Annotated in this window: 19 protein-coding genes and 12 tRNA genes; 2 read left to right on the top strand and 29 right to left on the bottom strand. The window is 38.1% G+C overall.

Features of this window, described 5'->3' with window-relative positions:
• Positions 1-146: 146 nt before the first annotated feature.
• The 13 genes from MLD65_RS14365 to MLD65_RS14305 all read right to left on the bottom strand — a co-directional run bounded on the left by MLD65_RS14365 (position 147) and on the right by MLD65_RS14305 (position 2,339).
• Positions 147-220 (bottom strand) — tRNA-Gly (locus MLD65_RS14365).
• An 11-nt stretch (positions 221-231) separates the two neighbouring features.
• Positions 232-308: transfer RNA gene (locus tag MLD65_RS14360), tRNA-Pro, on the bottom strand.
• A gap of 6 nt (positions 309-314) precedes the next feature.
• A tRNA-Arg gene (locus MLD65_RS14355) sits at positions 315-391 on the bottom strand.
• An 81-nt stretch (positions 392-472) separates the two neighbouring features.
• Positions 473-556: transfer RNA gene (locus MLD65_RS14350), tRNA-Leu, on the bottom strand.
• Between the two features lie 5 nt (positions 557-561).
• Positions 562-646: transfer RNA gene (locus MLD65_RS14345), tRNA-Leu, on the bottom strand.
• Between the two features lie 37 nt (positions 647-683).
• Positions 684-759, bottom strand: a tRNA-Lys gene (locus MLD65_RS14340).
• Between the two features lie 157 nt (positions 760-916).
• Positions 917-991 (bottom strand) — tRNA-Gln (locus MLD65_RS14335).
• Positions 992-1,287: 296 nt separating this feature from the next.
• Positions 1,288-1,363, bottom strand: a tRNA-Asp gene (locus tag MLD65_RS14330).
• 11 nt (positions 1,364-1,374) lie between these two features.
• A tRNA-Val gene (locus MLD65_RS14325) sits at positions 1,375-1,450 on the bottom strand.
• A gap of 49 nt (positions 1,451-1,499) precedes the next feature.
• A tRNA-Glu gene (locus MLD65_RS14320) sits at positions 1,500-1,571 on the bottom strand.
• A 5-nt stretch (positions 1,572-1,576) separates the two neighbouring features.
• Positions 1,577-1,667: transfer RNA gene (locus tag MLD65_RS14315), tRNA-Ser, on the bottom strand.
• 3 nt (positions 1,668-1,670) lie between these two features.
• Positions 1,671-1,745: transfer RNA gene (locus MLD65_RS14310), tRNA-Asn, on the bottom strand.
• Between the two features lie 135 nt (positions 1,746-1,880).
• Positions 1,881-2,339 carry a SprT family protein gene (locus tag MLD65_RS14305; RefSeq protein ID WP_243292543.1) on the bottom strand — a complete coding sequence of 153 codons (459 nt, stop codon included), beginning with the start codon at positions 2,337-2,339 and terminating at the stop codon, positions 1,881-1,883.
• Positions 2,340-2,438: 99 nt separating this feature from the next.
• On the opposite strand from MLD65_RS14305, the gene cmpA reads away from it, so the two are divergent.
• Positions 2,439-2,552, top strand: a complete 114-nt coding sequence (gene cmpA / locus MLD65_RS14300) for a cortex morphogenetic protein CmpA (protein ID WP_243292542.1) — start codon at positions 2,439-2,441, stop codon at positions 2,550-2,552.
• A gap of 17 nt (positions 2,553-2,569) precedes the next feature.
• Here the strand turns inward: cmpA and MLD65_RS14295 are convergent, their stop codons facing one another.
• From MLD65_RS14295 to acpS, 14 genes are all read right to left on the bottom strand, one after another.
• Entirely contained in the window at positions 2,570-4,726 is a 2,157-nt protein-coding gene (locus MLD65_RS14295; RefSeq protein WP_243292541.1) for a Tex family protein, read from the bottom strand.
• A gap of 111 nt (positions 4,727-4,837) precedes the next feature.
• Positions 4,838-5,437, bottom strand: coding sequence for a PP2C family serine/threonine-protein phosphatase (locus MLD65_RS14290; RefSeq protein ID WP_243292540.1), 600 nt, complete (start codon positions 5,435-5,437; stop codon positions 4,838-4,840).
• Positions 5,425-6,222 (bottom strand): RNA polymerase sigma factor SigB, encoded by a 798-nt coding sequence (sigB, locus tag MLD65_RS14285; RefSeq protein ID WP_243292539.1) that lies wholly within the window; start codon positions 6,220-6,222, stop codon positions 5,425-5,427. The genes MLD65_RS14290 and sigB overlap by 13 nt, the downstream gene beginning before the upstream one ends.
• Complete coding sequence (gene rsbW, locus MLD65_RS14280; protein WP_243292538.1) at positions 6,188-6,664, bottom strand: anti-sigma B factor RsbW; 477 nt, start codon at positions 6,662-6,664, stop codon at positions 6,188-6,190. The genes sigB and rsbW overlap by 35 nt, the downstream gene beginning before the upstream one ends.
• Complete coding sequence (locus MLD65_RS14275; protein ID WP_243292537.1) at positions 6,661-6,993, bottom strand: anti-sigma factor antagonist; 333 nt, start codon at positions 6,991-6,993, stop codon at positions 6,661-6,663. The genes rsbW and MLD65_RS14275 overlap by 4 nt, the downstream gene beginning before the upstream one ends.
• Positions 6,994-7,057: 64 nt before the next feature.
• On the bottom strand, positions 7,058-8,065 hold the full coding sequence (locus tag MLD65_RS14270; RefSeq protein ID WP_243292536.1) for a PP2C family protein-serine/threonine phosphatase: 1,008 nt from the start codon (positions 8,063-8,065) through the stop codon (positions 7,058-7,060).
• A gap of 13 nt (positions 8,066-8,078) precedes the next feature.
• Positions 8,079-8,480 carry an anti-sigma regulatory factor gene (locus MLD65_RS14265; RefSeq protein WP_243292535.1) on the bottom strand — a complete coding sequence of 134 codons (402 nt, stop codon included), beginning with the start codon at positions 8,478-8,480 and terminating at the stop codon, positions 8,079-8,081.
• Positions 8,477-8,848 (bottom strand): STAS domain-containing protein, encoded by a 372-nt coding sequence (locus tag MLD65_RS14260; RefSeq protein ID WP_243292534.1) that lies wholly within the window; start codon positions 8,846-8,848, stop codon positions 8,477-8,479. Before MLD65_RS14260 ends, MLD65_RS14265 begins: the two co-directional genes overlap by 4 nt.
• Positions 8,848-9,681 carry an STAS domain-containing protein gene (locus MLD65_RS14255; protein WP_243292533.1) on the bottom strand — a complete coding sequence of 278 codons (834 nt, stop codon included), beginning with the start codon at positions 9,679-9,681 and terminating at the stop codon, positions 8,848-8,850. Before MLD65_RS14255 ends, MLD65_RS14260 begins: the two co-directional genes overlap by 1 nt.
• Positions 9,682-9,840: 159 nt before the next feature.
• Positions 9,841-10,191 carry a type II toxin-antitoxin system endoribonuclease NdoA gene (gene ndoA / locus MLD65_RS14250; protein ID WP_035404386.1) on the bottom strand — a complete coding sequence of 117 codons (351 nt, stop codon included), beginning with the start codon at positions 10,189-10,191 and terminating at the stop codon, positions 9,841-9,843.
• Between the two features lie 4 nt (positions 10,192-10,195).
• Positions 10,196-10,477 (bottom strand): CopG family ribbon-helix-helix protein, encoded by a 282-nt coding sequence (locus tag MLD65_RS14245; RefSeq protein WP_243292532.1) that lies wholly within the window; start codon positions 10,475-10,477, stop codon positions 10,196-10,198.
• Positions 10,478-10,622: 145 nt separating this feature from the next.
• Entirely contained in the window at positions 10,623-11,768 is a 1,146-nt protein-coding gene (alr, locus tag MLD65_RS14240; protein WP_243292531.1) for an alanine racemase, read from the bottom strand.
• A gap of 180 nt (positions 11,769-11,948) precedes the next feature.
• Positions 11,949-12,965 carry a LolA family protein gene (locus tag MLD65_RS14235; RefSeq protein ID WP_243292530.1) on the bottom strand — a complete coding sequence of 339 codons (1,017 nt, stop codon included), beginning with the start codon at positions 12,963-12,965 and terminating at the stop codon, positions 11,949-11,951.
• 173 nt (positions 12,966-13,138) lie between these two features.
• Complete coding sequence (acpS, locus tag MLD65_RS14230) at positions 13,139-13,501, bottom strand: holo-ACP synthase (RefSeq protein ID WP_243292529.1); 363 nt, start codon at positions 13,499-13,501, stop codon at positions 13,139-13,141.
• A gap of 97 nt (positions 13,502-13,598) precedes the next feature.
• Between acpS and MLD65_RS14225 the strand changes: the two genes are divergently transcribed.
• Positions 13,599-14,198 carry a rhomboid family intramembrane serine protease gene (locus MLD65_RS14225; protein WP_243292528.1) on the top strand — a complete coding sequence of 200 codons (600 nt, stop codon included), beginning with the start codon at positions 13,599-13,601 and terminating at the stop codon, positions 14,196-14,198.
• A 124-nt stretch (positions 14,199-14,322) separates the two neighbouring features.
• Here MLD65_RS14225 and MLD65_RS14220 read toward each other — a convergent pair whose 3' ends face one another.
• Entirely contained in the window at positions 14,323-15,762 is a 1,440-nt protein-coding gene (locus MLD65_RS14220) for a PH domain-containing protein (RefSeq protein ID WP_243292527.1), read from the bottom strand.
• The gene (locus MLD65_RS14215) at positions 15,755-16,234 is read right to left on the bottom strand and encodes a PH domain-containing protein (protein ID WP_243292526.1); all 480 of its coding nucleotides are present in this window, start codon (positions 16,232-16,234) and stop codon (positions 15,755-15,757) included. The genes MLD65_RS14220 and MLD65_RS14215 overlap by 8 nt, the downstream gene beginning before the upstream one ends.
• Between the last annotated feature and the right edge of the window lie 152 nt (positions 16,235-16,386).

The raw sequence follows: 16,386 nt of genomic DNA, 5'->3' as shown, positions 1-16,386 counted from the left end.
CATGTATTAGGCACGCCGCCAGCGTTCGTCCTGAGCCAGGATCAAACTCTCCAATAAAAGTTTGACTTGCTCATAAAATAAATAGAATTAACAGAAACGCTTGGTTTTGTTTAGTTTTCAAAGATCAGTTTTCAAAAATGATAATTTGGAGCGGGTGATGGGAATCGAACCCACGACATCAGCTTGGAAGGCTGAGGTTTTACCACTAAACTACACCCGCATACCTTCGACTGGTCGGGAAGACAGGATTCGAACCTGCGACCCCATGGTCCCAAACCATGTGCTCTACCAAGCTGAGCTACTTCCCGGAGGTATGGCGCGCCCGAGAGGAGTCGAACCCCTAACCTTTTGATCCGTAGTCAAACGCTCTATCCAATTGAGCTACGGGCGCTTAATTTGTTTTTTAGCAACGTATTATATCCTAACGTATTTCAATTTGTTTGTCAACAACTTTTTATATTTATTTTCTCAATGCGGTAGAGAGGACTCGAACCTCCACGGGGTTATCCCCCACTAGGCCCTCAACCTAGCGCGTCTGCCATTCCGCCACTACCGCAAATATGGTGCGGGTGGAGGGACTTGAACCCCCACGCCATACGGCACTAGATCCTAAGTCTAGCGCGTCTGCCAATTCCGCCACACCCGCATTAATGAAAACAGAGTAAAAAAATATTAAAAACAAATGGTGAGCCATGGAGGACTCGAACCTCCGACCCTCTGATTAAAAGTCAGATGCTCTACCAACTGAGCTAATGGCTCATATAATAGTGGGATAATGTAAACTTTATTTACTCGCTTGTATTAGACACCCAAATCTCAGAAAGCTTATTCAAGAAGCGTCTCGATTTGTGCGCTGATGCATCGCTTCGTAGTTTACTCGATCGTGCTCTACCAACTGAGCTAATGGCTCAAAAGATGGCTGGGCTAGCTGGATTCGAACCAGCGCATCACGGAGTCAAAGTCCGTTGCCTTACCGCTTGGCTATAGCCCAATGAAATAACATCATGGAAATATATCTTTGAAATAGCCTCTCGAGCTAACTCCTTCTAATGAATTAGCTTCTTCGGAAAACTTCAAGAACAGGTAAATCACTTGATATACACTTTCTTTTAAAGATATCCTTAATTAAGAAGCTTTAATATTTCAAAATTGTTTGTATGGTTTATTCATTAACTTATCAATACAAGTCTCAAAAAAACCATCTTAACAACTATACTTCCCAAAGGACAACAAAATCTATAGTAACAAGTATCAATCGAAAAGTCAAGAACAAAATTATTTTTTTAATGGCGGTCCCGACGGGAATCGAACCCGCGATCTCCTGCGTGACAGGCAGGCATGTTAACCGCTACACCACGGGACCAATATTCATAATGGTGGAGGATGACGGGATCGAACCGCCGACCCCTTGCTTGTAAGGCAAGTGCTCTCCCAGCTGAGCTAATCCTCCAGTTACTTAATGGGAAGTTCGATAACTTCCCATTAAGAATAAAATATGATGACCCGTACGGGATTCGAACCCGTGTTACCGCCGTGAAAGGGCGGTGTCTTAACCACTTGACCAACGGGCCCTATATGGCGGAGAAGGAGGGATTTGAACCCTCGCGCCGCTTACGCGACCTACACCCTTAGCAGGGGCGCCTCTTCAGCCACTTGAGTACTTCTCCATATGGCTCCGCAGGTAGGATTCGAACCTACGACCGTTCGGTTAACAGCCGAATGCTCTACCACTGAGCTACTGCGGAATAACTTCTTGCGACTTCCTTCATTTTAATGATCCAAGTCAATTTTGTCAAGATTTTTATGATCGTTAAATATTCACTTTCTGTTTACCTATCGTAATGACGACGGCTTTTACAATTTATCATACAACCCTGATGTTAGTCAACCTCTTTTAACAAATTTATTTTCCCATTACATTTCCCACAGACATATCTTTTTGTATCCATTCTTTTGTATCGAACAAATTGCTGTGAACATTGTTTACAACCATACACATATCGTTTTCTAGTTGCTTTATTTTTAGGGATGGGCGAGCAAAATCTTGGTGCGTTTACTTTTTGAAGCAATGATTTAAAATCACGATCCCGGTGCTGATAACCCTTACCCTCTATATGTAAGTGATAATGGCAAAGCTCATGTTTAATAATCCCTTCTAACTCTTCGAATCCAAAGGCTTCATAATACTTTGGGTTAATTTCGATATGATGACTTTGCAATAAATATCGCCCACCTGTCGTTCGTAAACGATTATTAAAATACGCTGAATGGTTAAAGGGCTTTCCGAATGATGATAAAGATATATTTTCAACTAACTGTTGTAATTCGATATTGTTCACAATTCGACACCTTCTTCAGAATCCTCACACGGGACAACATTTGAACACATATATTAAATAGTACCATACTCCATTATATAAGTTCAGGAGGTATAAACAATGCCTACATGGCTTAAAAATCAGATGATGCGCGCTTTTTATCAAAAAGATCGCTATCAAATTAAACTTCTTAATCAATGTTGGTATTTTTACAGAAAAAAACACTGCCCGTAAAAAGCAGTGTTCATTCCTTATTCTTGAATCATGGTTAAAGCAACTCTTCCTTTTTGGACATCAACCGAATCTACCCATACGGTTACAATATCTCCAACTGAAACGACATCAAGCGGGTGCTTCACAAAGTTTTTACTTAATTTTGAAATGTGCACAAGGCCGTCTTGTTTAACGCCAATATCAATAAATGCGCCAAAATCAACAACATTTCGAACAGTACCTTGCATTTCCATTCCACGCTTTAAATCTTCTAATTGTAATACATCTTTCTTTAGTAACGGTTTTGGTACTTCATCACGAGGGTCACGTTCTGGTCGAATAAGAGCATCACAAATGTCTTTTAATGTATATTCACCAATTCCCAATTGTTTAGAAGTTTCCTTCATATCGAGTTTTTGTAAAGATTCTTTTAAAGGCTGGGATCCTAAATCTTCTGTTGTAAAAGAGAGACTATTTAATAATTTCTCAACATCAGGATAACTTTCAGGATGAATACTTGTTCGGTCTAGTAAATGCTCCCCATCAACAATACGTAAAAATCCTATACATTGTTCAAATGTTTTTGCACCGAGACGAGGGATATCTTTTAACTGTTTTCGATTCACGAATTTCCCTATTTCTTCTCGGCGCTTCACAATATTATTTGCTACCGTTTTACTTAAGCCGGAAACATACTGTAATAATGCCGGAGATGCTGTATTTACGTTGACTCCAACTTGGTTAACAACCGTTTCTACGACAAAAGTTAACGATTCTGAAAGTCGTTTTTGCGAAACATCATGTTGATATTGCCCAACTCCAACGGACTTTGGATCGATTTTCACGAGCTCAGCAAGCGGGTCTTGTAACCGCCTTGCAATCGATACAGCGCTTCGTTCTTCTACTTGTAATTCTGGAAATTCTTCACGAGCTAAATCAGATGCAGAATAAACACTCGCTCCCGCTTCATTAACGATTAAATAATACACGTCTTTATTAAGCTCTTTAATAACATCTGCTACAAATTGTTCGGTTTCACGAGAAGCTGTTCCATTCCCAATCGCAATGACTTCGATATCATACGTTAGTAAAACATCCTTAAATTTCTGTTTTGCCTTTTCATATTCATTTTTTGGCGGATGTGGATAAATGACATCGATGGAAAGCAATTTCCCAGTATCATTTACAACCGCCAACTTACACCCAGTCCGATACGCAGGGTCAACACCTAGTACCATTTTACCTTTTAGCGGCGGCTGTAATAAAAGTTTTCGTAAGTTTTCAGAAAAGATATGTATCGCTCTTTCTTCTGCACTTTCTGTTAATTCTTTACGTATTTCGCGCTCAATCGATGGTTCAATCAATCGTTTATAAGCATCTTCAATAGATTTAATCATTAAATCCTTCACAACTGTTTCGGTTTTTATTAGCTTCCTTTCGATATATGCTAATAGTTCATCGACAGGCGGTTCTATGGATATTTTTAATACACCGTCTTTTTCCCCGCGATTCATCGCTAATATTCGATGTGGTACAATTTTAGAAATCGGTTCTTCATATTCATAATACATTTCATAAACTTTATTCTCATCTTTTTCTACATTTTTAATTACTGAAGTAATTCTTCCTTTTTTGAACGTTTTCTCCCTTATATATTGGCGTATCGTAGCATCGTCTGAAATCCACTCTGCTACAATATCGTTCGCTCCATTTAAAACATCGTCAATTTGATTAAGCTCTTTTTCTGCATCAATATATTTGGTCGCTTCTCCCTCTATATCCCCAGACTTTGGAAGCGAAAATACCCACTTTGCAAGTGGTTCGAGCCCTTTTTCTTTCGCAATCGTTGCCTTCGTTCTTCTTTTTTGTCGGTACGGACGATACAAATCTTCAACTTGTTGCAGTTTTGTTGCCACAAGTATTTTTTTCTTCAACTCATCGGTTAGTTTATTCTGCTCGCTAATTAATCGAATGACCTCTTCTTTTCGCGCTTCTAAATTTTGCATATACATCCATCGTTCTTCGATAGCACGAATTTGTACTTCATCTAGCGCACCCGTTTGTTCCTTTCGGTAACGTGCAATAAACGGAACCGTATTCCCTTCATTAAGTAGGCGAATGACATTTTCTATTTTTGTAAGCGAAATCGTTAATTCTTCACTAATAGCCTTTAAAATGTTTAGTTGCAGATCCATTTTTCGTCCTCCAGCTCATTTTCAAATATGTCAACATTTTACCAAATGCTTTACTTGAACAAAAGATTCACATCAAAAAAATAGAGACTGTACTTCAATTCGCACAGTCCGTTAAAGTAATTGCCCAACAACATAAGTTAAATCATCCGTACGGAGCGGTATATACTGTTCTAAGTTTTTCGTGATTTCTTCCACTGTGTGGTATTGTTTCAATAGCGATCTACTCATAGGTAATTTAAGGCCATCTGAATATAGGATAAATGTAGAACCTTGTTCATAAGCAAATGTATGAATGCGATACTTTTGTGGTTTACCAGATAAATAACCACCGACAGGTAACGGGTAAATAAATTGATTAGAAGGGGAATAGAGCGTAAAGCGAATGTTGCCAACAGAGCTATACACGCATTCACGCTTTAAAAAGTCTACTTTTAAAAGCGAAACCGTTGCTCCCCGTTTGTTTTTCATCCCTTCATTACACTTAGATAACAATGTCGACAAATCTTCTTCTTGATACTTCTCTACCATTCTACAAATGGCAGATGATGATTCATATGCTGCTTTTCCACTACCGAGGCCATCTGCAATGACACAGATAAAATAACAATCTGTCGCGAGCATATAAAAACAATCACCGCAATAAACATTCCCCATTTTTTCAGCCTGATAGGCGAACGCTCGAATATACTTTGTTGCTTCTATTTGAAACATGAAGATGTCTCCGTCTTATCTATTCTTGCAGCTCTACGAAGTTTTTCGATAGCGCGCCGCTGTAAGCGTGATACATGCATTTGCGATATCCCTAACAATTCCCCTGTTTCCCTCTGACTTCTATTTTGAAAAAATAGATGTTCAATAATTTGCCGCTCACGACTTGTTAGAACATGTAAAACGCTCTCCAATGTTAATTTTTGGTTAATATGTTCGTAACCTTGCTCCTGCTGTCCGATCACATCTAGTATCGTAACAGCACTTCCATCGGAATCCGCCTCCATCTTATGATCGACAGAAAGCGCTTGATAGCTTCTCCCCATTTCCATCGCTTCCAATACTTCTTCCTCTGAGGCGTCAACATATGTTGCAATTTCGTTTACCTTAGGTGAACGTTGAAGTTCATTTGTTAATTCATCTACAGCTACTTTAATTTTAGGACCGAGTTCTTTAATACGCCGAGGAACATGGATACTCCACGTTTTATCACGCAAATACCGCTTCATTTCACCTACAATTGTCGGAATCGCAAATGCTTCAAATGGTTTCCCAATGGACGAATCGTATCGATGAATCGCTCCTAGCAAACCAACCATTCCGACTTGTATTAAATCTTCTAAGAAATCTTTACCATTCACATATTTTTTTGCTAAAGATCGAACCAGGTTTTCATAATGCTTGACGAGGATTTCTTGGGCCTTTTGATCTTCTTTTTCTTGATACAGACAAATGAGCTCGTTAATCTCTTCTTTACTTCGTTTCTGTTTTGGAGATAATGGCGTCATTGTCTATTCTCTCCTCATTTAATAACTTAGTCATAAAGACGGTTACACCAGATTCTGCGTGTACTTTAACCTCGTCCATTAGCGTATCAATTAAAAATAGCCCTAACCCTCCTTCATTCAATTCTTCTATCGGAACAGAAGGAGAATATGGCCCAAGTTGTTCCTTAAGGTTTGGGAACTCAAAGCTTTTTCCGTTATCGGCTACCATAATTTCTAAACGATCCTCATTCATCCTAAACCCAATGACTATTTCACCCACTTCCTCTTCGTAGGCATGTTTAACGGCATTTGTACACGCTTCACTCGTTGCCACTTTTAAATCTTCAATTTCGTCATAAGTAAAGCCCATTCGACTTGCGATACCGGATACGGTTAAGCGAACAACACCAATAAATTCAGGTTTGGCAGGAATCTTCATTTCTACGTAATCCTTATTTGTCATTCGTTTTCACCTACCGCATTTGTTGTAATGTTGATGATGTCACTTAATCCAGTAATGGTAAACAACCTCTCTAATCTGTTAGATAATCCAGTTAATGTTAATTGACCATTTCGTTTTCGAACAGATTTCAACAAACCAACAAAAACACCTAATCCCGTACTATCCATATAACCGACATCCTTCAAGCATATGATGATGCAAGCATTCTCTTTTTCTGCAAACGGATATAGTTCTTCTTTTAATTTAGGAGCAGTATAAGCATCAATTTCTCCTGACAATTGTACATGTATTTGGTTCATCTTTTCGTTTATATCAATGGCTAAATTCATAAACGATCCCTCCACCTAAAAGGACTCATTTCTTTCTATAACATTTACCCTGCTGTCACGAAAATTAAACCTTTCGACGCAATAGAATGAATGTAAAGTCATCCTGAAGCTCAAAATCTTGCATTCTTTCAAATTCATTGTAAACATGCTCCACACATTCTTGAGCGGATAAATGCATATATTTTCGAATAGCTTCCGTAACCGTACTGCGTTCTACAAATCCATCCTTTGTCCTCGTTTCTGTTACTCCATCGGAAAGAAGGACGATAAAATCACCAGCTTGTAATGACTTTTCGTACTGTCGGTATTGAATATGTCGATTAATCCCTAAAACGAGTCCTTTTGTTCTCAAATCATAAAAGGTATCGTCTTTTGCCGAAAAATAAAAACCAGGTTCATGACCAGCAGACGAATAAGTAAAAGTATGATTTGCCGCATTGTACATACCGAAAAACATCGTAATAAACATGTTAGAATCTACATTTTGTTCAACAACGCTGTTTAAGTTCTCTAAAACACGACTTGGACTTTTACGTGATTCAGGCAAGCTATCCATCGCGTATTTAATCATCGACATACATAAGGCTGCCGGTATCCCTTTTCCAATAACATCCGCAATTGCTACACTTACGATATCGTCATCTTGAACAAAATGATAGTAATCCCCATTCATTATTTTTGCCGGGACACTTTTAACACCGATATCTAAACAATCTAAAGTAGGAACTTCTGTTTCTAGTAATGTTTGCTGAACATTTGCAGCAATCTCAATTTCTGACTTCAATTCCTGTTGCTGATCACGTAAAGATTGATGCTCCTGATAGGCTAATCCGTAACCAATCATCACTTCCAATAAAAAGTCTAATGAATGAAATAGAGATGGTGGTAAATTAGGAAATAATTCCTCTGTTATTTTTTTGTGCATACTAACGATTTCATCAGGTGGAATTTGATGTTCAATAATATGCCGACTAAATTTTTGCCCTTCGTATAATGCTTCTTCCGTTCTATTGTCTATATAAGAACTTACTAAATCTTTATATATAGCTAAAATGTCTTTTTTATCTTTCATAAGTTAGCTCCTCCTAACGAAGCCATTTGATAACCGTCACTTCTGTACTTTCACCAATTTGAGAAATAATATCAAATTCGTCCATTAATCGCTTCACCCCTGGGAGACCAGCTCCTAAGCCCCCGGACGTGGAAAAGCCATCTTCCATCACTTTACGAATATCGGTAATTCCAGGACCTTTATCTTTTGCTGTTATTTTCATTCCACTTTTCCCGAGATTTTTTATCTTTTCAATACATATTTGGCCCTCTTCAGCATATAAATAAATATTTCTTGCTAATTCACTTATTGCAGTCGTAATTCTTGCTTGATCCACAGAACCAAAACCTAGCTCCTTTGCCACGTTTCGACCTAATTGACGGGCTGCCACAATGTCCCATTCGGTCACAATTTTCACACAAGATTTGTTGGTCATTGGCTATCCCCTAACTCCCGTTGCAGTCGCTCTAATCCCTTCTCTAAATCTAAAGCCGTTTGAACATCCTCTAGTTCAATCCCTAGCTCAATTAATGTGATGGCCACAGCCGGCTGAATGCCCGTTAGAACAACCTTTGCCCCCATTAATTTCGACATGCTAATCACATCACCTAATATTTTGGCAATAAATGAATCAATGACTTCTACAGAAGTTAAATCAATTGCAACTCCTCTAGCACCTGTTGTATGTATTTTTTTTAGTAAATCCTCTTGAAACTGCAACGCTGTCTTATCATCAAGCTCCAATTGGATGGAGACGAGCAAACAATTATACAGCTTCAAGATTGGAATTCTTTGAATATACATTATTCAACCCCCATTTCAACAATTTTCCGATTCGTCATCGCTAATGCGGCTTCAATTCCTTTTAAGAGCGTGTTTTTCGTTGTAATTTTGTTCAAATCTATCCCTAAGTTAACGATTGTCTGGGCAATCTCTGGGCGAATACCAACTAATAGACATTTTGCCCCAACTAGTCTAACCGCCTCCGCTGCTTGAATGATATGATGTGCCACCATCGTATCGACTACTGGAACACCAGTAATATCAATCAAGACGACTTCAGAACGATATTTCACCACACCGTTAAGTAAATTTTCCATTATACGCTTCGCTCGGTCTGTATCAATTGTACCGACTAATGGCATCACCGTAATATGCTCAAACACCGGAATTAATGGAGCGGATAATTCTTGAAGTGCAATTTTTTGCAAACTAATGGTACGCTCATATGACGCTGTATATTGCTGAAGAAGCTCTGCATTAATTGGGGAGACAGTTTGTTCAATATACCATAAAAGATCTACATGTCGTTCTGCCGTTTCCTTTTCAGCCATCTTTTGAAAAACAATTCGTTCAAAACTATTTAAGCTTCTCGTTACCATATGAATCGGCCAACCAGCTTGAACGAGCTTTTGCGACAACTCATGTGCTTTATCCGAAATGTCTTGATCTGGAGTAAAATAATATGTATTTAATATGTTTACATACTCATTCGCAATATTAACAAAAACTTGCTCTGTTACCGTGTTTGAATATTGTTCTTTTTCTTCAAACAATTGTTCAATCCATTCTTGTAAAATTTCCTCCCGATTCATCTCGATAAAGGTTGGTATTGAGTTAAGTCCACTCTCTCCCATTTTCAACTCCTCCTCCATTTATAAAAAATTCTTTCTCTTATTATACCTTTTCAAATTCGTACTGGACATTTTCTCATAACAATCGTAAAGAATTGTTACAAAAATAAAAAAAAGTTGCCACATACGTTGGCAACTAGTGATACATATATTATGAGTGCATTAAAAGTCGATAAGTCCTAAGCTTATTTGCAAGGCCTCATCTACTTTATCCATCATTTCGTCATCTAAGTGTGTAATTTTATCAGTTAACCTTTGTTTATCAATGGTTCTAATTTGCTCGAGCAAAATAACTGAATCACGTTCAAAACCGTACCGTTTGGCGTCAATTTCAACATGCGTAGGCAGCTTTGCCTTTTGAATTTGAGCCGTGATAGCCGCAACTATAACCGTAGGACTGAAACGATTTCCAATGTCGTTTTGAATAATTAAAACTGGACGAACGCCTCCTTGCTCGGAACCAACAACAGGGGATAAGTCAGCAAAATAAACGTCGCCTCGTTTTACAATCAAATGATTACCCCCCGCTTACTAAACGTTCAACGGTATGGTCCGCTTCATATTCAGCCAAAAATGCTTCGGAAGCGATGTTTAAATTAATTTTTGCCATTTCCATATATCCACGTCTCATCGATTCACGAATTTGTCGCTTTTTACGTTCGCGTAAATACATTTTTGTGGCTTGATAAATAAGGTCATTTCTATTCCCGTTTTCTTGTTTCGCTAAACCATCAATTTCAGATACGAGTGTTTGCGGTAACCGAACTAAAATTTCTGTTGTTGCGCTGGATTCAGACACAAACATACACCTCCACCGATCTACACAGCCATTCTCTATTCCACCTTCAATAATATCACTTATACTTGGTGAATTAAAGCCATTTTTATTGATTTCTCCACTATTATCGACAATTTATGGATTTTTTTATTCATAAAAAAAGAATTTATAGTAGCGAATTTCTCACTTCCATTATACGCCCGTTTTTTAAAAAGATACGAGGTACTCGCCAACCAATCATACACGGGACCTCATAATTAATGGTATCTAGCCTTTTGGCAACTTCATCAACGGAAATAGTTTGACCATTTTGTGTACCGATAAGCGTTACTTTTGTTCCGAGCGGCTGTTTCTTATGAAGCTTTATCATAAGCTGGTCCATACAAATTCGACCGACAATTGGTACGCGTTCTCCCTCTACTAACACTTCGAAACCCGATAACCGACGAATCCATCCGTCAGCATACCCAATAGGTACTGTTCCAATCCATTCATCTTCATTTGCTGTATAAGTGGCGCCATAGCTGATTTTTTCACCTTTTTTCATTTTTTTAATATGAACAATGGATGAATGTAAAGAGAAAGCCTCTTTTAATGCGAAAGGTATCTCGTCCACAATGTCAGCAGAAGGTGCTAGTCCATACATAGAAATTCCAAAGCGTACAGCATTGAACACTTTTTTTGGAAAGCGTAAGCTCGTAGCACTATTTGCACAATGAATGATGACATTTTTTTGATTAACGTGTTCTATTAATTCAAGGAATCGTTCATATTGCTTGTCAAAGTACGTTTTATCTTTCTCATCTGCTGTAGCAAAATGAGTAAAAACTCCTTCTAAACAAAAAGATGGATGCTTCTCTATAAAAGTTAGCACTTCTTCTAGCTCATCACGTTGTTTAACACCAAGCCTGCCCATCCCAGTATCTAATTTAATATGAATAGGAACGCTCTCTTTTGTGTCATAGCTCCCAGCTTGCTTTAGCCAATCAATCGAATAAGCTGTTAATGCAATATGATGTTTAGCGGCAATGCCTATATCACTTGGTCTAGCTGCCCCCATCACAAGAATAGGTACCGTTACTCCCTTCTCGCGTAGTGCAAGCGCTTCATCTAAAAAAGCAACGGCAAGTCTTGAAGCACCCGCTCTCAGTGCAGCATTGGCCACTTCAACATCACCGTGACCGTAAGCGTTTGCTTTTACAACAGCTATAATGGCTGTTTCCTCAGGTAAATGCCTCTTTAGCGATCGAACATTCGCTTCAATATGATCTAAGTTTACTTCTGCCCACGTATCTCGATAATACTTGTTCATCTATGTCCCCATCCTCTATTATAATTGTACGAATGTTTTTATACTTCATTTTACCATGATTTTTTTGTCATTGTAGAGAACATATTTTGATTAGGGTCGTAACTGTCGGCAATTGAGCAATAAAGAGCCCTTCTAAAAAAAGAGAAAAATCGAGCGGGGATCACACCGCTCGATCAAAAGTTATTTCCCTGCCTGCGCTTGGACTGATTGTGCGATTGTAACCATTTCATCTTGCGTTAATTCACTTGAAGCAAGCATGTAGTCAACCCCATCATATGTCCACGAAATAGAGTTTTCTGTAAGTGCTCCAACCGTAAAACCGAGATCAACCGGTTCACCACTAACAAACTCTGAAGCTGTGACAGGAGCGACTTCCGAGCGTTCTTGAATTAGTGTAAAGGAGCGATCATCTCCACTATATGTTAAAACAACTCGTTTACCATTATCTGTTATCACTTCTTTTTCTTGCTTTAAAGTGACTCCCATCGGCAGTTTGTCTTCAAGCGGATACATCACGGCAAACTTCTCTTCATCCGGCTGTGCTAATGTCGGAATATCCACTTGGGCATTAGACATGTTTTTCTCCATATCGAATGCATTTTGATCAAATTTCGGGTCGATTTCAAAATTCGAAAACTCAACAGTGACAAGTGGATTTTTATCTACATCCATGACCTTGACACCTTTTGGCGATAAATCCTTATTAAATGTGATTTCTTGATATGGGAGCATATTACTGTTTTGATAATTCGTCTTCGTCTCAAAAACGTAAGATTTTTCAACAGCTTGGAACGTAGCCTCCGAATCTTGTTTTACATCTTTTACTAAAGATTCGTACAAGTATGCTTGACTGCTGTTTTGCGGCCATTCACTTTGAAAACGGAAGCTCTTATTTAGGGCAGGTGTTAATACAAAAACTCCATCATCATTTCGGAGAATAATTTGGCTTTGTTCTTTACTAGCATTTTTTAATGCTACTCGGTAATAGTCCGGTTTTTTATGCCAAATTGCCACCTCATATACTTGTGGTTCCTCCCCGGTTTGAATTGTCATTTTCGCATCCGCTTTGTACCCTTTTAGATCTTCAACTTTTTTATTTAGTGAATTCGTAATGTCTTCTTGAGATTTCCCTCCACATGCAGCGAGAACTCCGATGAATAGCAATAAAATGACCGATAAAGCTAAACCTCTCCTCAAGTTTTTTCAACCCCTTTGTCTCAAATGACGTTAAATGGGAGTTGTTTTTCCATCAATTAGCCTTTTTCTGTTCTTTCAGACAGCACAGCCTGTTTCTCGTTTTAAAAGGCGTCATTGACTTGTCTCCCTTATCGCACTAAAAATATATGAGACAAGGAAGCCATTTATGCAGACTAGCATTCAATCATTTCGATAATTACTTGGGCAACAGCAAATTGCCTACTATGTGAAATCGTTACATGAACGGTATGTTTTGTCACATTTTGTTTCAAAACAGGTTTTCCAAGCTCATCGTTTAAAACTTCGATATCTAAAAAGCTTAATTGTTCGCCAATTCCTGTTCCAAGTGCTTTGCTAAAAGCTTCTTTTACCGCAAATCGGCCTGCTACATATTCTACTTTCCGTGTTTCTGATAGTTGGGAGAGACGATTTTGTTCATTTACTGTTAATACCCGATGAATAAACTTTGGATTCCTCTTTATAATTTCAGCTATTCGATCTAACTCAACAATATCGAGTCCAATCCCTGCAATCATACCTTTTCACCTTTTTCCTTTTCTTGTACTATTTTACCTTTTTCGTTCATACAAGTTAATAAAGAAATGATCTTGTCCACCTTAAAGGAGCTGTTATATGTTTACTCGAAATGAAGACTTTAAAACTTTTATTCATTTATACCCTATTGTAACAGCCATTTGCTTTATACAAGTCATTTTATGGGGAATGTTACAAATCCCTTATCCGTTTTTCACCTTATTATTCGGTTTACTTAGTGGTTATAATGGAGGGATTGAAGCAGGAGAATGGTGGCGATTAGCTTCCCCCATTTTCCTTCATGCTTCTTTTTCACACTTGCTTTTTAATACAATCGCCTTAATCCTTTTCGCCCCGCCTCTCGAACGAATTTTAAAAAGTGCAAAGTTTGCCCTCGTTTACTTAATAACGGGGATTGTGGCTAATATCGCTACATTTATCATCGAACCAGCTTATTATATACACGTAGGAGCATCTGGCGCGATTTATGGATTATTTGGTATGTATGTATTTATGGCCTTTTATCGTCAACGCTATATGGATAAACGTCATGCACAACTCATTTTAACAATTCTCTTTATCGGTTTAGTCATGACCTTTTTAAGTCCAAATACAAATGTTGTCGCCCATTTATCAGGCTTAATTGCCGGTTTTGCCGTAACGCCTTTATTTATCAAAAAGAACAGCTTCAATCATTGATAATAAACATAAAGTTTCCTGATCATATTGATTTTTCTCTTTTTTATGTTATTGCTTTATAGAATCACCGAATAAAAAGAAGCAAGGAGCAAGTATAGGCTACTCCTATGCTTCTTTATTTTGATTAGCTGTCTTCTTCTCGTTTAGTCTTTGAGAACCATTCAACTATCTTGATCGCGTCTTGATCATCTAATTCTGCGACTGAAAAGTGACTACCTAAAAATCCAGACATGACGGAGCTCGAAATTGTCGCTAAACGTTTTCTTCTTTGAAAAAATGATGAGCTCATCTCAATGGATTGAATTCGTTTTCGTTCCATTATGACCGTTGTTTTGCTAAGACGTCGAAAGGATAAAGTCAACTCATTTTCATGAATATTCCACCCGCCATCGCGATATTGAAAATATCCTAAAATCACAACCGCCGGAATGAGTACAAGGGAAAGGTATCCCCACGGCTGTAAAAAAATACATAATGGGATGATGAGTACAAACGCCCACAATAATTTTTTTATCCAAATACGCGGTAACGCTCTACGTGGCAATCTATGTACTTCATGTTGGATGGTTACATCCATAAAACGTTCGATTGTCTCTTTTATTCGCTTTTTTTCAATGAGTGGAAACAGCATCGTGCCAATCCCTTCATCCGTTGAGTTCCCTGCTGTATCAATTAAAACAGTCGCATAGCCAATACATTGTCTTAGTGGATTTTCTATAATTTGGATTGCTTGTATCCGTTCTATAGGTACCGTAACTTTTTGCTTTTCTAACAAACCTCTTGAAATGATGAGTTGGTCATCTTCTAATTCAACTGAAAAATGGGCAAATTTCAATACAACGCCAATAATACTGATTCCCCAAGCAACGAGCAATAAGAGAACAACCATTAGGATGATTGCAGTGACTCCTTCATTCGATAATATTTCGATTCGTTCAACTAGTTTTTCATACAATTTATCAAGTGCAAATAACTCGTCAAACTGGGAAAAGAAAGCTAAAATCGAGAGAGCAATCCCAATTCCACTTGAAGTCGCTGCTGTGATGAGAAGTTGCTTTGGGCTAATGTTATAAATGATCTGCTTAGACGTTTCTTCTATAAATTCTAATGAATCGGAATTAGCTAACAAGTTATGTTTCTTTTCACGTAACAATGTTTGTATCTGCTCCGCATCACGTCCATGAATCGCGGATAGTTCAATCTCTGCATCTTCTGATCCGCCGGCCGTTTCTACTTGCAGCTTGACTAACCCAAATATACGCTGGATTATTCCAGCACTTACATGGATTGTTTGAATTCGTTCAATCGGAACATATCTTTTTTTCTTAATGAAAATGCCATGTTCCACACGAAACTCATTTTCTTCAATCCGATATGTATATTTCCACCAGTGGAGAATACTTAAAATGATCAGAATCAAGACAATCCCTGCAATTCCAAGGTAAGCATATTCTTTATATGGAAAACCGACTAAAAGTATAAGGATGGTGGCGATCAATTCTTTAATCATTTTAAAAAGACGGATGATAACCGCCACTGGATGAAGGTGACGTGGTTCAAACATCTTCCTTTGCCTCCCTCGCAAGCTGAGAAATATAGTTGCGTAATTGATCGGCTTCATCTTCTTCTAGTGCCGGTATTTCATGTTCAGTTGCTGCAGATGAAATCGTTACAGTAGCTAGGTTATATTTTCTTAAAATAGGACCTTGGGACGTATCAACGTGCTGTACACGAACCATTGGAATTAAGATACGTTTAATAACAAACACTCCGTATTGCAGTTCAATTTCATGTTGATTCACTTCATAGCGCCACATTTTCAATCGAACTTTCGGAACGTACATGACCATGAGCGCGATATAAATAATGAGAATCACGGCTAGTATAGGTATAATCCATTTCGGCCAATCGAAAATAAATATAAGTACCGTTAATGCAACAAAAATGATAAATAATATTCCACTACTTATCGCAGCATTTATGCGAAAAACCGACAATGCCTTTGGACTTAGCCGATTCATTGGCAATTCTCTCATTCAACCCCTCCTCTTCTAATCATTATATACGGGGAGTATTTCCCCCAATTTATATACGATTACAACAAATGGAAAGTTTCAAGAAGACGGATTTTTACGGTAAAATCTCGTTTCATTGACTGTATCCGCAAGTTGCATTGGTTTTGACGCAA

The organism is Bacillus sp. FJAT-47783 (assembly GCF_022808615.1).
Taxonomy (GTDB): Bacteria; Bacillota; Bacilli; order Bacillales; family Aeribacillaceae; genus Bacillus_BZ.
The sequence above is the reverse complement of the archived record's forward strand: the minus strand, read 5'-3'. Positions and strand labels throughout refer to the sequence as shown.